The 13,990-nt window shown below is 52.4% G+C and carries 11 protein-coding genes; 7 read left to right on the top strand and 4 right to left on the bottom strand.

Annotated elements, in window-relative coordinates:
- The first annotated feature begins 59 nt into the window (after window positions 1–59).
- The 4 genes from glyQ to gmhB all read left to right on the top strand — a co-directional run bounded on the left by glyQ (window position 60) and on the right by gmhB (window position 4,694).
- Complete coding sequence (gene glyQ / locus LOS15_RS13940) at window positions 60–1,031, top strand: glycine--tRNA ligase subunit alpha (RefSeq protein ID WP_263066542.1); 972 nt, start codon at window positions 60–62, stop codon at window positions 1,029–1,031.
- Window positions 1,031–3,097, top strand: coding sequence for a glycine--tRNA ligase subunit beta (gene glyS / locus LOS15_RS13945; protein ID WP_263066543.1), 2,067 nt, complete (start codon window positions 1,031–1,033; stop codon window positions 3,095–3,097). Before glyQ ends, glyS begins: the two co-directional genes overlap by 1 nt.
- A gap of 216 nt (window positions 3,098–3,313) precedes the next feature.
- Window positions 3,314–4,102: a hypothetical protein gene (locus LOS15_RS13950; protein ID WP_263069739.1), complete on the top strand. Its 789-nt coding sequence runs from the start codon at window positions 3,314–3,316 to the stop codon at window positions 4,100–4,102.
- Window positions 4,103–4,109: 7 nt separating this feature from the next.
- A complete protein-coding gene (gmhB, locus tag LOS15_RS13955; protein WP_263066544.1) occupies window positions 4,110–4,694 on the top strand; it encodes a D-glycero-beta-D-manno-heptose 1,7-bisphosphate 7-phosphatase in 585 nt (194 codons plus the stop codon).
- Between the two features lie 115 nt (window positions 4,695–4,809).
- Here the strand turns inward: gmhB and gyrB are convergent, their stop codons facing one another.
- The 4 genes from gyrB to dnaA form a co-directional block, all read right to left on the bottom strand.
- The gene (gyrB, locus tag LOS15_RS13960) at window positions 4,810–7,230 is read right to left on the bottom strand and encodes a DNA topoisomerase (ATP-hydrolyzing) subunit B (RefSeq protein ID WP_263066545.1); all 2,421 of its coding nucleotides are present in this window, start codon (window positions 7,228–7,230) and stop codon (window positions 4,810–4,812) included.
- Window positions 7,231–7,269: 39 nt separating this feature from the next.
- Entirely contained in the window at window positions 7,270–8,373 is a 1,104-nt protein-coding gene (gene recF, locus LOS15_RS13965) for a DNA replication/repair protein RecF (RefSeq protein ID WP_263066546.1), read from the bottom strand.
- A gap of 86 nt (window positions 8,374–8,459) precedes the next feature.
- On the bottom strand, window positions 8,460–9,563 hold the full coding sequence (gene dnaN / locus LOS15_RS13970) for a DNA polymerase III subunit beta (protein ID WP_263066547.1): 1,104 nt from the start codon (window positions 9,561–9,563) through the stop codon (window positions 8,460–8,462).
- A gap of 57 nt (window positions 9,564–9,620) precedes the next feature.
- Window positions 9,621–11,087: a chromosomal replication initiator protein DnaA gene (dnaA, locus tag LOS15_RS13975; protein ID WP_263066548.1), complete on the bottom strand. Its 1,467-nt coding sequence runs from the start codon at window positions 11,085–11,087 to the stop codon at window positions 9,621–9,623.
- Between the two features lie 535 nt (window positions 11,088–11,622).
- Here dnaA and rpmH point away from each other — a divergent pair.
- The 3 genes from rpmH to yidC all read left to right on the top strand — a co-directional run bounded on the left by rpmH (window position 11,623) and on the right by yidC (window position 13,979).
- The gene (gene rpmH, locus LOS15_RS13980; protein ID WP_009723348.1) at window positions 11,623–11,757 is read left to right on the top strand and encodes a 50S ribosomal protein L34; all 135 of its coding nucleotides are present in this window, start codon (window positions 11,623–11,625) and stop codon (window positions 11,755–11,757) included.
- Between the two features lie 13 nt (window positions 11,758–11,770).
- On the top strand, window positions 11,771–12,172 hold the full coding sequence (gene rnpA / locus LOS15_RS13985; RefSeq protein ID WP_263066552.1) for a ribonuclease P protein component: 402 nt from the start codon (window positions 11,771–11,773) through the stop codon (window positions 12,170–12,172).
- A gap of 115 nt (window positions 12,173–12,287) precedes the next feature.
- Entirely contained in the window at window positions 12,288–13,979 is a 1,692-nt protein-coding gene (gene yidC / locus LOS15_RS13990; RefSeq protein ID WP_263066554.1) for a membrane protein insertase YidC, read from the top strand.
- Window positions 13,980–13,990 lie beyond the last annotated feature (11 nt).

Consider the following 13,990-nt stretch of genomic DNA (forward strand, 5'->3'; position numbering starts at 1 on the left):
TCTGCCTGTGATTGTATACTTGACGGCTTATGAATTCATGGCCAACGGTGCTTTCCGCGATGAGTGTTTCGACAAACCAATCGACACCCGATGTGTCGACCTTTCAAGGCTTGATCCTTGCTCTGCAACAGTACTGGGCAGAACAGGGCTGTGTCATCCTTCAACCCCTCGATATGGAAGTCGGCGCGGGCACCTTCCACCCCGCCACCTTCCTGCGGGCGATTGGCCCAGAAACCTGGAACGCGGCCTACGTGCAGCCTTCCCGCCGCCCAACCGACGGCCGCTATGGCGAAAACCCCAATCGCCTGCAGCACTACTACCAGTTTCAGGTGGTGATGAAGCCCTCCCCCAGCAACCTGCAGGATCTTTACCTGGGTTCACTAAAACGCCTAGGGCTTGATCCGCTGATTCACGACGTGCGCTTCGTAGAAGATAACTGGGAATCCCCTACCCTAGGAGCCTGGGGTCTTGGCTGGGAAGTATGGCTCAATGGCATGGAAGTGACTCAATTTACCTACTTCCAGCAGGCCGGCGGCATCGAGTGCTATCCCGTCACCGGCGAGCTGACCTACGGGCTTGAGCGTATTGCGATGTACCTGCAGAACGTCGACAGCGTGTATGACCTAGTCTGGGCCATCGCGCCGGATGGCAGCAAAGTTAGTTACGGCGATGTCTACCTGCAAAATGAGCGTGAGCAGTCCGCGTATAACTTTGAGCACGCGGATGTGGATCAGCTCTTCGCCGCGTTTGATCATCAGGAAAAAGAGTGCAGCAAACTGCTGGCCGCTAGCCTGCCGCTGCCCGCCTACGAGCAAGTGCTCAAGGCGTCTCACACATTTAACCTACTGGATGCCCGCCACGCAATCTCTGTCACGGAACGCCAGCGCTTCATCCTGCGCGTGCGCACCATGGCGCGTGACGTAGCAACCGCCTACTTCGAGTCTCGTAAAGCAGCAGGATTCCCTATGGCCCCCGAGGCCCTGCGCCGCGAACTGTTGCAAGAACCACTCGCCGACCAGGGAGACGCATAATGGCTGTTGATACGCTTTTATTAGAATTAGGCGCAGAAGAGCTTCCCCCCACCGCACTGGACGCACTCTCTGATGCGTTTGCTGCGGGCATTGAAAAAGGTCTGCAAGATGCCGAGATTCCGTTCGAAACCGTGGTCGCCTACGCCACACCACGCCGTTTAGCGGTGCAGGTGACCGGGCTCGCTGACAAGCAGCCAGACCGTGAAGTAGAACGCCGAGGTCCCGCCCTGGCCGCTGCGTTTAAAGATGGCGCCCCCACCAAAGCAGCAGAAGGCTTTGCCCGCTCCTGCGGTGTCAGCGTGGATGAGCTGATTCACCTGGAAACCGACAAAGGTACTTGGCTAGGTTTTCAGGAGCAGCAGCAAGGCGAAAGCGTTCAAGCGCTGCTGCCAGAAATGATTCGCAAAACGCTACAGTCGCTGCCCGTGCCCAAGAACATGCGCTGGGGCGCATCACGCGTTGAGTTTTCCCGCCCGGTGCACTGGCTCGTCGCCCTATATGGCAGCGATGTGATTGCTGCTGAAGCGTTGGGTCTAGAGGCTAGCCGCACTACCTATGGCCACCGCTTCCACGCACCGGATGCGATTCAGCTTGAGCACGCTGATGATTATCTAGCCGCGCTTGAGAACGCCTATGTACTGGCAGAGCGTCAGCGTCGCCGGGAACGCATTCGTGAGCAGGTGTTAGCAGAAGCCGAGGTGCAGGAAGCCAACGCAGTCATCGATGAAGACCTGCTGGTAGAGGTCAGCGGTTTGGTAGAGTGGCCCGTTGCGCTCACCGGCAGCTTCGACGAGCGCTTTTTGGAAGTACCGGCGGAGTGTCTGATCTCTTCCATGAAGGCCAACCAGAAGTACTTCCACTTGCTGGATGACCAAGGCAAGTTGAAACCGCTGTTTATCACTATCTCGAACATTGAAAGCCAAGACCCCGAGCAGGTAATTTCTGGTAACGAAAAGGTCATTCGTCCGCGCCTAGCGGATGCGGCGTTCTTCTATGATACCGACCGCAAACAGACGCTGGCCTCGCGTATTTCCCAGTTGGAAAGCGTGGTATTCCAGCAGCAGCTGGGCACGTTAGCGGATAAAGCTCGCCGCAGCACGGCCATTGCGACGTTCATTGCCGAACGCATTCACGGCGATGTAGCCCACGCGCAGCGAGCCGTGGCCCTGGCTAAGTGTGACCTCGTCACTGAGATGGTGCTCGAATTCCCCGAACTGCAGGGCATTATGGGTCGCTACTACGCCGAGCAAGATGGCGAGCCTGCTGACGTTGCCCAGGCGCTAGAAGAGCAGTACCTGCCCCGCTTTGCCAGCGATGCCATTCCCCAAAGCCTGACCGGCCAAGCGCTGGCTCTGGCAGATCGTTTGGACACCCTGGTGGGCATCTTCGGTATTGGCCAACGCCCCACGGGGGCGAAAGACCCCTTCGCCCTGCGCCGCGCCTCCATTGGTGTGCTGAATATTCTGGTAAAAGGCGAGCTGAACCTCGACCTGCGTGAACTGCTGCAGGTGGCCGCTGACCAGCACCAGAACCTGCCGAAAGCCGACGGCCTGGTCGAAGACGTGCTGACGTACATGCTCGATCGCTTCCGCGCCTGGGGTCAAGATGAGGGCATTTCTGCTGAAATGTACCTTGCGGTTCGCGCTCGCCCGGTGACCAAGCCGCTAGATTTTGCGCGTCGCTTACGTGCCGTCAAAGCCTTTGCTCAACGTGAAGAGGCCGCTGCGTTGGCCGCTGCTAACAAGCGCGTCTCCAATATCCTGAGTAAACAGGAGCATGACGGCAGCACACAGGTGGAGACTTCGCTTCTCCAAGAATCGGCCGAAAAAGCACTGTTCGAAGCGGTCACGACCAGCCAGCAGCAGGTAGCTCCTCTATTCGCAGCAGGTGATTACCAGCAGGCACTAGATGCTTTGGCAACGCTACGTGAACCGGTAGACGCATTCTTTGATCAGGTGATGGTAATGGCAGATGACGATACTATTCGTCGCAACCGCCTCGCATTACTGGCCAGCCTGCAGGCGCTGTTCCTGGAAGTGGCTGATATTTCTCAGCTGCCTCAGTAACGCGGCTTAGCCTTTCAAAAGCGCCTTATCATGCTCTTAAGGCGCAACCGTTAGCTCAGCTCGTAGCCCGGCTTTTTAAAGCCGGGCTTTTTGTTGCGCTGTGATGTTTCACGTGAAACAACAATGTAAAATAAATGAAATATTTTCAGTTCTCGCCACGCTTTAACAACATACGCATTGGCAATTTACTCGCCAAGGAGTTGGCTTGTGTACGATATGTTTCTTTTCGACACCCTTCCTCAGCAGCAGTCCAACATAGCGTCCTATCGGCTAGATGGCCAAAAAGTGTGGCTGAAAAAAGCCTCCAAGCGCAATTCACGCTGGGCCTATCTGCCGCTAACATTGCTAGCACGATGTTTAAATATCGACGCACTTAAGCCCGTCCCTAACCTAGGAGGCGAAAAAAGCGTGGCGCTGGAAGCCATGAGAATTAGAGCACTATGCGCTGCGGGTATTGCTGTTCCTACTATTCTGGCAGAAACGTCTGAAGCACTATTACTCGCAGATGCGGGTGATGAAGCAACATCTACACAAACGCTACTGGAAAGCCTAGCGCAAGCCGAAACACCAGACGAAATTGACCATCTGCTGATTATGAGCATCTCAGCGTTAAACGATGTTCATATGCGAAGCTGTTATCTTAGTGAAGCCTTCGCGCGCAATATCCTCGTCAATAAAGAAGGGGTTGTGTTTATCGACTTTGAAACCGATCCCGGCCACTATCATAAGCTTACCGACTGCATGGTGCGCGATTGGCACTGCTTTATTTTTTCGCTCTACGGCAAGCTGAGCAAACGTCCGTTACATCAGGAGCGTTTAACCGCAGCGCTAATGAGTGGGTTGCAAGATGCCCGAGAAGATGTGCGTGACCGTTTCATTGCCACGCTACCCCGACTCAAGCGCTTGCAAAAATTTCCGTTTCAGCGCTTTGGTAGCGACGGTAAAAAAATCGCTCACACGCTCAATGCGCTGGCACTTCTAGATCAGCATTTACGTAGCAAATAGGAAAGGCATGCTCTCTTCACCCTCTACGACTGCCATATCACCAGAAAAGCTCGTGATTCTTGACCGAGATGGCGTTATCAATCACGACTCTGATGCCTACATAAAATCTCTTTCCGAATGGATCCCCTATCCTTCTGCTATCAGCGCGATTGCCCGTCTTACCCAGGCAGGCTTTACCGTGGCAGTGGCTACCAATCAGTCAGGCATTGCTCGCGGCTATTATGATGAGGAAACGTTGAGTGTCATGCATCAGCGGATGTGTGAACTTGTAGAAGCAGAAGGAGGCCGTATTGCTCACATCGCCTATTGCCCCCACGGGCCTGGTGATCACTGCGATTGCCGCAAGCCGCTCCCAGGACTGCTATTCAACATTCAGCACGCCCTCAGACTGAGTACCATAGCAGGTAGTTGGATGGTGGGAGACAGCTTGCGAGATCTGCAAGCGGGTGAAACAGTGGGATGCCGCAGCGTTCTCGTAAAAACGGGCAAAGGTGAAAAGACCTTGGCAAAAGGTATCGGACTAGAGAATGCTTTGGTCTACGCTGACTTGGCTACATTTGTCGACGACTTACTAACAGATGTACTGGACTAGCCTTTACGCATTTTTCGCAATGTATTGAACACCCTCACGCAAAAAAACCGCAGGCATTGCGCCTGCGGTTTTTTTACGTTTCAATGTTTCACGTGAAACATATTGAAGATATTTTTTAAATGTCCAGATTCGCCACTAACGCGTTTGTCTCAATAAACTCACGACGGGGCTCTACTTCATCCCCCATCAGCGTATTGAACATCATATCGGCGGCCACAGCATCTTCGATGGTAACGCGCAACATGCGGCGGCTGTCGGGGTCCATAGTGGTTTCCCAGAGCTGGTCAGGGTTCATTTCGCCCAAGCCTTTGTAACGCTGGAAAGAGAGCCCACGCTGACCTTCTTGCATTAACCACGCCAGCACCTCTGAGAAGTGAGAAACCGGCTTTTGCCGCTCACCACGGGCAATATACGCCCCCTCATCCAGAAGTCCGTTCAGCGTATCCCCTAGACCAGCAATAGCGCGGTAGTCGGCACTTTCAAAGAAGTCTAAGCCCCACACATACTCCGTCGTCACGCCATGGGCAATCAGAGACACAGCGGGTAAATGCAGGCCACGCTCCGTATCTTCATGGAGATAGAACTGGTAGCGCGGGCCACCTTCATATGCCACCTTATCATCCATCGCTTTTTGTAACTCAGCGATCCAGTTCTCCATCGTCACGCGGTCTTTAAGGCTCGTTTCGCCTTGTAGTGCCGTTGTATGTACCGTCTGCTTGAGCACTTCAATCGGATAGACACGGGCAAGACGGTCAATGCGCTTCATGACATTACGGTACTGATTCACCAGCGCTTCCAGCTGCGAACCGGTGATGCCCGGCGCATCGGCATTAACGTGTAAGCCGGCCCCATCCAGCGCGGTGGTCGTTAGATAGTCGACCATGGCCTGCTCATCTTTAAGATATAGCTCCTGCTTACCACGCTTGATTTTATATAGTGGCGGCTGGGCAATAAAGATATGGCCGCGCTCGATCAGCTCCGGCATTTGGCGGAAGAAGAATGTGAGTAGCAGCGTACGAATGTGAGAACCATCCACATCGGCGTCCGTCATGATGATAACCGAATGGTAGCGCAGTTTATCAGGGTTAAACTCTTCACGGCCAATGCCACAGCCCAGTGCCGTGATTAACGTGCCCACTTCCGCCGATGAAAGCATTTTATCGAAACGTGCTTTCTCAACGTTAAGAATTTTACCTTTCAGCGGTAATATCGCTTGGGTACGACGGTCACGCCCTTGCTTAGCACTACCACCCGCCGAGTCACCCTCCACCAAGTAAAGCTCTGACTGACTGGGGTCTTTCTCCTGGCAATCTGCCAATTTCCCCGGCAATCCAGCGATGTCCAATGCGCCTTTACGTCGCGTCATATCCCGCGCTTTACGAGCTGCTTCACGGGCACGCGCAGCATCTAACATCTTGTTGACGATGGATTTAGCTTCATTGGGCTTTTCAATCAGGTACTCTGAAAATAGCCGCCCCATCTCCTGCTCAACGGCCGTTTTCACCTCAGAAGAGACAAGCTTCTCCTTGGTTTGAGATGAAAATTTCGGATCTGGTACCTTAACAGAGATGACTGCTGTCAAACCTTCCCGCGCATCGTCACCAGACGTATTTACCTTAGATTTTTTCAGCAGCCCTTCTGCTTCAATATAGTGGTTCAGCGTGCGGGTAAGCGCCGCGCGGAAACCTGCCAGGTGAGTACCGCCATCACGCTGGGGAATATTATTGGTATAACAAAAGATATTTTCAGTGAAAGCTTCGCTCCACTGCATGGCAACTTCGACTTCAACACCATCTTCACGGACGGCATTAAAATGAAAAACCGGATTCAATACGGTTTTGTTTTTATTTAGGTGGTCAACAAACGCTTTAAGCCCCCCTTCATAATGGAATAACTCTTCTTTCCCGCTGCGCTCATCCATAAGACGGATAGCAACACCGGAATTCAAGAAAGAGAGCTCGCGCAAGCGTTTGGCTAAGATATCGTAATGGAATTCGATATTAGCAAATGTCGCAGGCGAAGGACGGAAGTGGACACTGGTACCACTTTTTTCAGTTTTTCCCACTACGCCAAGCGGTGCTTGTGGCACACCATGGCGATAAATCTGCTCAAATACCTCATTTTGACGCCAAATGGTCAGGCGCAGCTCCTCCGATAAGGCGTTGACAACTGAAACCCCTACACCGTGAAGTCCACCTGAGACTTTATAGGAGTTGTCATCAAACTTACCGCCAGCATGCAACACCGTCATAATAACTTCTGCAGCGGATACCCCTTCTCCTTCATGAAGCTCTGTAGGAATACCGCGGCCGTTATCACTGACCGTTATCGACTCATCGGGATGGATAACGACTCGGATTTCACTGCAGTGACCTGCCAAAGCCTCATCGATGGAGTTATCCACCAGCTCGAAAACCATATGGTGCAGACCGGTACCGTCGTCGGTGTCACCGATGTACATACCTGGGCGCTTGCGTACTGCGTCTAGCCCTTTGAGCACCTTGATGCTTGATGAATCGTAAGCCTGCTCGCTCATTGACCACTCCGTCGTGAAGTCTGTCTCATTCCGTGTCGCCTACCCATCCGTCATTAACTGGCTTAAGCCCTGCCCGGAATGTTTCACGTGAAACATACCTAGCGGTGTCTCAGGCTGCCACATGCCGTTTAAAGCGGCCGGGTCGACGCTGGTAATAAATGCTTGGCACTGCATCTCTTCAAGCAATTTGCAGAATCGCTGGCGGTGCTGCTCATCCAGCTCCGCAGGCAAATCATCTATCAAATACACACAGTGCCGCCCTGCTGTGCTTTCCAGAAGCCGCCCTTGGGCTAGCTTCAGCGCACTGACCACCAGCTTTTGCTGGCCTCTGGAAAGCACTTCAACTGCTGGCTGTTTATTTAACCGAATACGTAAATCTGCGCGTTGGGGTCCCTGTTGGGTAAATCCCATTTGCTGATCTGTTTCGCGGCTGCTCTCTAACACCTCAACCAAGGGCTTCTGCTTATCCCAGCCTCTGGCATACCGAAGCGTTAGCCCCGGCAATGGTAGTAATCGTGCTAGCGTTTCCTCAAAAACGGGTAAAAACTCGCTGAACCAGCTTTGACGTAGCGTATCCATATGCTCGCTCCAGGTCGCTAGTTCCTGCTCCCACACTGCAATTTCACCGGGTACTATTCTACCACGCCTGAGCAGCGCATTCCGATGTTTCACCGCCCGACGCGTTCGCTTCCATGCCTCCAAGAAGTGATGTTTCACGTGAAACACACCCCAGTCGAGGAACTCTCTACGACCGGCTGGCGACCCTTCTAATAACCGAAACGCATCGGGATTTATTAGCTGCAGCGGCATGGCCTCTACCAATTCAGCCAAACGTACGCCTTTTTCACCCCGTAAGCGCAGCTCAAGCTCTCTCTCTGCACGTAACCGCCTAACGCCAAGGGTAACCTCGGGACTCCCGGCTAAACGCCCGTAAAGCGTCATATACGGGACTTCTGCTTGGATAACATTCTTAAGCTGGCGCGTCCGAAATGAGCGCCCCATCCCTAATATATGGATTCCTTCTAACAAACTGGTTTTCCCACTGCCGTTAACCCCGTACACAACATTAATACGCGAAGAAGGGCGCATTTCTACGGGTGCGAGATTACGCAAGCCTTGCAGGTGTAGCTGAGTTAGGCTCATTAACAGTCGCCACCAGTTTGAAGGGTTAAACGTGAAAACGGCGCTTCTGCTATCAGAAGCGCCGTTTTATCATGGGCTAATGCGTGTTATAGACGCATAGGCATTACCACGTAAAGCGCATCGCCACCGCCCGGCTCTTCTAACAGTGCGCTGCTATTAGGGTCAGCTAAGGTGACCTGTACGCGATCTTCGTTTAACACCGAAAGTACATCGACTAAATAGCCCACGTTGAAGCCCACTTCCATAGCGCCGCCATTATATTCAACCGCTACGTTCTCTTCTGCTTCTTCCTGCTCCGGGTTATTGGCCATCACCTTGAGATTATTTTCTTCAAGGTAGAGACGCACACCCCGATACTTCTCATTAGAAAGAATGGCAGTACGCGAAAGCACCTGGCGCAGTTCAGCACGCTCAGCAATCAGCACCTTGTCACCGTTGCGTGGCACAACGCGCTCGTAATCAGGAAATTTGCCGTCGATTAACTTAGACGTAAAGGTAAAATCACCCGTATGAGCACGTACATGCGTAGCCCCCAGCGTCAAGCTAACCGGCTCGTCGCTATCATCTAATAACCGAGACAGTTCAAGAATCCCCTTACGCGGCACAATCAGCTTTTGCGACTGGCTAACAGAAATATCGATAGGGCGTGAACACATGGCCAAGCGGTGTCCATCGGTGGCTACTGTCCTCAATAAGTTGCTTTGAATCTCAAGCAACATACCGTTCAGGTAGTAGCGAACATCTTGCTGAGCCATCGCAAACGAGGTGGCTTCAATAAGATGCTTTAACGTGCCGCGCGGAACGCTTAGCTCTTGACTGCCATCCGCATCCTCAATATTGGGAAATTCAGCTACCGGCAGGGTTGAAAGCGTGAAGCGCGAGCGACCGCTACGCAAAACAGCCCTCCCCTCTTCAACAGCAAGCTGGATATCTGATTGGTCCGGCAGTGACTTGCAGATATCCATTAACTTGCGCGCAGGTAGCGTTGCCGCACCTTCCTGGTCGACCTGATTAGCCACCGTGCGCCCTATCAGCTCAACTTCAAGATCGGTACCGGTCAGCGAAACTTGGTCACCTTCTACTTGAATCAAGACGTTAGAGAGCACAGGCAGCGTTTGGCGCCGTTCTACCACGCCCGCCACCAGTGTCAGCGGGCGCAGCAGCGCCTCTCGGGAAATTGAGAATTTCATCAATACTCCGGTTATATATCCTGAAAGGCCCCTCTACTTCAGACCCAACAATAGTGGTTAACTGGTTAACAGACGCAGTAGATTTTTATAATCTTCGCGTATATCCGCACTCTCTTCCTGCAGTGCTTTTACCTTTCGGCATGCGTGCAATACTGTCGTATGATCGCGTCCGCCAAACGCATCGCCTATCTCAGGCAGACTATGATTGGTGAGCTCTTTGGCCAACGCCATAGCGACCTGCCGAGGCCTTGCCACTGAGCGCGACCGTCGCTTAGACAGCAAATCTGCGACCTTAATTTTGTAATACTCAGCCACCGTGCGCTGAATATTATCGACCCCCACCTGTTTATCCTGAAGCGCAAGCAAATCCTTAAGCGACTCACGAATAAAATCTTGGGTAATGGTTTTGCCCATAAAATGCGAATCGGCGATAACTTTCTTCAGCGCACCTTCAAGCTCACGTACATTTGAACGAATTTTTTGGGCAATAAAAAAAGCAGCATCATGTGGAAGGTCGACTTTTGCTTGATCGGCCTTCTTCATCAAAATGGCGACACGGGTTTCAAGCTCTGGCGGCTCTATCGCGACGGTAAGCCCCCAACCGAAGCGTGACTTCAAGCGCTCTTCCACACCGCTGATCTCTTTGGGGTAGCGGTCAGACGTGAGAATCATCTGCTGCCCCCCTTCTAACAGCGCATTGAAGGTGTGAAAAAACTCTTCTTGGGAGCGCTCTTTACCCGCAAAAAACTGAATATCATCGATGAGAAGCGCATCAACACTGCGATAAAAGCGCTTGAAGTCGTTAATGGCATTTAGCTGCAGCGCTTTCACCATATCCGCCACGAAGCGCTCCGAGTGCAGGTAGACTACTTGAGCATTTTCGCGCCGTTCAGCCAGCGCATTACCTACCGCGTGCATTAAGTGTGTTTTACCTAAACCCACACCACCGTATAAAAACAAGGGGTTATAAGCACCACCAGGATTTTCCGAGACTTGACGGGACGCCGCACGCGCCAATTGGTTCGATTTACCCTCAACGAACTTATCAAACGTGAAATTAGGATTGAGACCACTACCGTGCTTTAAGCTACCTTCAACCTGCACTTGACGTTCGTTACTCCGGCGAACCGGCGCCTCTTCCCTTAGTTGGCTAATTTCTCGCTCATCGGAAATATTCCCCCGGGGTGAAGTGTGAACGGCGGGGGCCATTCGTTGGGCGGGTGCTGCCGACACCGGGTTACCTAAATCACGCGGCTGTGGTGCGGGTGCCGCTGCACGTCGGCTACCCACCGTTAAACTAACTTTAGGTGGCTTACCGGGGGCTAGCTCACGTATCAATTCGCTGATTCGTTTGGCGTACTTATCACTCACCCAGTCGCGCACAAAGCGGTTCGGCGCCAACAAGCATAGCTCGTTAGACTCTCCTTCTTCTGCCTGCAACGGACGTATCCAGGTATTGAACTGCTGTGAATTCAGTTCGTCCTGCAGGTAGTCCAGGCACTGTTGCCAAAGCGCGAGTGACACTCATCTCACCATCGGTTGAAAACGGCCGACCATTGTAGCGCCCAACGAAGCGGTTATCCACACGCAGTGGCGCCTCTTTTTAGCCTGTGGACAACTTTTCGTAAGCCACGAGGAAAACCTTATGACGGTCTTGGGATAAGAGGAAAAAAGGCTACTTCCACCGTTACTAACCACATCTAATTAACAGCTTATAAGGCCGTTATTTGAAGGTTATGCACAGATTTTTTATCATTTTAAACGTTTGATAAAAATAGCCTAAAACAACTTATCCACAATTAGTATCCCCACTATTAATAACAGCAGGTTTTAAATAACTTAATTAGTAATAATGATGCTGTACCCGTCAAACAGAAATGATACCAAGGTGGCAGCGCCATTGCCTTTTTCACGCTTTTTATGCAAGGAAAAATTGCACCAACGGCGGGAAGTCTCTACAATTTCCGGTCTTGAATTGAATCTACCCGGCTAGTTCCTCACTGGACCGGGTTCTTTGGAATTCACTTTCCGTCCTAAAACCACGTGGGAATAACGAGTTATGAAACGCACTTTTCAACCTAGCGTTCTCAAGCGCAAGCGCGCGCATGGCTTCCGTGCTCGTATGGCAACCAAAAACGGCCGTGCCGTTATCGCACGCCGCCGCGCCAAAGGCCGCAAGCGTCTGAGCGCCTGATCTCGGATTGCGTGTGCTGCATCAAGGCTTTCCCCGGTGCTTACGTTTGCTAACCGCTGGGGATTTTAGTCACGTGTTTGAACAGGCAGACCTAAAGGTTCATGGCAAAGGTATGATGGCGCTAGCGCGCTTAAGTACCCGGGGGCATCCCCGCATTGGCCTGGTGGTCAGCAAAAAAAATGTGAAACGCGCTGTTGATCGCAACCGCTTTAAGCGCCTTGTTAGAGAGTCTGCCCGGCTTCGCCAAGACCACCTACCCTCTGTGGATATCGTGATTCTGGCTAAGCGTGGTGTACAGGATATCGATAATGAGACGCTACATCGCCAGCTACACGGCATGTGGAAACGACTTCAGCGTGACGCACAAGCGGTGTCTTCAACTCCCCCGCTTGATGGCGTAACACGTGACGCTTGACGACACACCTCGCCGCTCGACCTCGGCCTGCCGTCTGGCAGGCTTTCGTGTGTCATGGGTCGAGTAAATGACACTGCGCCATTAGCATGTTCACCACCCATCGGGCAGAACCCTCATGGACGTAAAACGACTTCTATTACTGATTCCACTGGCTGTACTTGCCTACCTACTGGTAGTCCAGTGGAATCAGGATTACGGGCAGATCTCCTACGATTCGACGCCTGAAATTACGCAGCAAAGTAGCAACGGCGACTCGGCAAGCGAACCTGCCAATGGCGACGATTTGGCAGTACCCAGCACGTCGGCACCCCAAAGCGCTATCGGCGATGGCATGCAGGATGCGACTGAAAGCGAGACCGCAAGTCGCGACTTTATCGCCGTAACCACCGACGTTCTCGACGTGCGTATTGATCCGCACGGCGGAGACATTGTCTATGCAGCCTTGCCGCAGCATAAGCTGACGCTGGATTCCGATCGCAACTACGTGTTGTTATCCGATAATGCCACGCGCAGCTATGTAGCTCGCTCAGGCCTACAGTTGGACGGCCAGGCCAGCCGCATTGCCTTCACTCCTGAGCGTAACGAATACCGCCTGGGTGATGATGAAGAGCAGCTCACTGTTGACCTCACCGCCAATGTAAACGGTGTTGACGTCATTAAACGACTCTCTTTTGAGCGCGGAAATTATGCGGTCGGTGTTAGTTACTACTTAGCCAACAATACCGATGCACCCGTCAGCGCTCGCTTTATTGGTCAACTAGCACGCGATAACAGCCCTGACCCATCTAGCGGTGTCGCCATGGGTATGAACTCCTATCTAGGAGCAGCTTACTCCACACCGGAAACTCGCTACGACAAAATCGATTTTGACGATATTCAGCGTAGCCAGTTTGAGAACCGCGAAGCGCAAGGCGGCTGGGTAGCCATTATCCAGCACTACTTCGTGTCAGCCTGGGCTCCCCCGCAAAATCAACAGAACCTCTATTACGCCACCACGGATTCTCGCGGTCGTAATGTGGCTGCCTTTGCAGGCCCGACAACTAACGTTGCCGCGGAAGGGGAAGCGACACTAAGCGCCACGCTTTATATGGGTCCTAAGGTTCAAGACTATCTTGAGCAAGTCGCGCCTAACCTACGCTTAACCGTGGATTACGGCTGGCTGTGGTTCATTGCTAACCCACTGTTCTGGTTACTAGACAAGATTCACGATGTCGTTGGTAACTGGGGCTGGTCGATTGTTCTACTGACCGTACTGGTAAAACTCGTGCTATTCCCGCTTTCTGCCAAGGCCTACAAGTCCATGGCGCGTATGCGGAAACTTGGCCCGGAAATGCAGCGTCTCAAAGAGATGTATGGCGATGATCGTCAGAAAATGTCTCAAGAGATGATGAAGTTTTACCAAAAAGAGAAGATCAATCCTCTGGGCGGCTGTTTGCCGATTCTAGTGCAGATGCCGGTGTTCATCGCGCTATATTGGATGCTGCTTGAATCCGTCGAGCTGCGCCACGCACCGTTCATGTTCTGGATTCAGGATCTCTCGGTTAAAGACCCATTCTTTATTTTGCCAATCTTGATGGGGATTTCGATGTTCGTTCAGCAAATGCTGAACCCCACACCACCTGATCCCATGCAGGCGAAGATCATGAAGATGCTACCGATTATCTTCACCTTCTTCTTCCTGTGGTTCCCGGCTGGTTTGGTCATCTACTGGGTGGTCAACAACATTATCTCGGTCGCACAGCAGTATGTGATTACGCGTAATATCGAGAAAGACCCCAGCGTAGGGAAAGGGATGCGAACCAAATAACGCACCTTCCA

Origin of the sequence: Halomonas sp. 7T (assembly GCF_025643255.1) — a bacterium.
GTDB lineage: Bacteria > Pseudomonadota > Gammaproteobacteria > Pseudomonadales > Halomonadaceae > Vreelandella.

Excerpts from the sequence above, each read along its gene's own strand:
- glyQ (WP_263066542.1), top strand. The coding sequence starts at position 60 with ATGAGTGTTTCGACAAACCAATCGACACCCGATGTGTCGACCTTTCAA.
- glyS (WP_263066543.1), top strand. The coding sequence starts at position 1,031 with ATGGCTGTTGATACGCTTTTATTAGAATTAGGCGCAGAAGAGCTTCCC.
- LOS15_RS13950 (WP_263069739.1), top strand. The coding sequence starts at position 3,314 with ATGTTTCTTTTCGACACCCTTCCTCAGCAGCAGTCCAACATAGCGTCC.
- gmhB (WP_263066544.1), top strand. The coding sequence starts at position 4,110 with ATGCTCTCTTCACCCTCTACGACTGCCATATCACCAGAAAAGCTCGTG.
- gyrB (WP_263066545.1), bottom strand. The coding sequence starts at position 7,230 with ATGAGCGAGCAGGCTTACGATTCATCAAGCATCAAGGTGCTCAAAGGG.
- recF (WP_263066546.1), bottom strand. The coding sequence starts at position 8,373 with ATGAGCCTAACTCAGCTACACCTGCAAGGCTTGCGTAATCTCGCACCC.
- dnaN (WP_263066547.1), bottom strand. The coding sequence starts at position 9,563 with ATGAAATTCTCAATTTCCCGAGAGGCGCTGCTGCGCCCGCTGACACTG.
- rpmH (WP_009723348.1), top strand. The coding sequence starts at position 11,623 with ATGAAACGCACTTTTCAACCTAGCGTTCTCAAGCGCAAGCGCGCGCAT.
- yidC (WP_263066554.1), top strand. The coding sequence starts at position 12,288 with ATGGACGTAAAACGACTTCTATTACTGATTCCACTGGCTGTACTTGCC.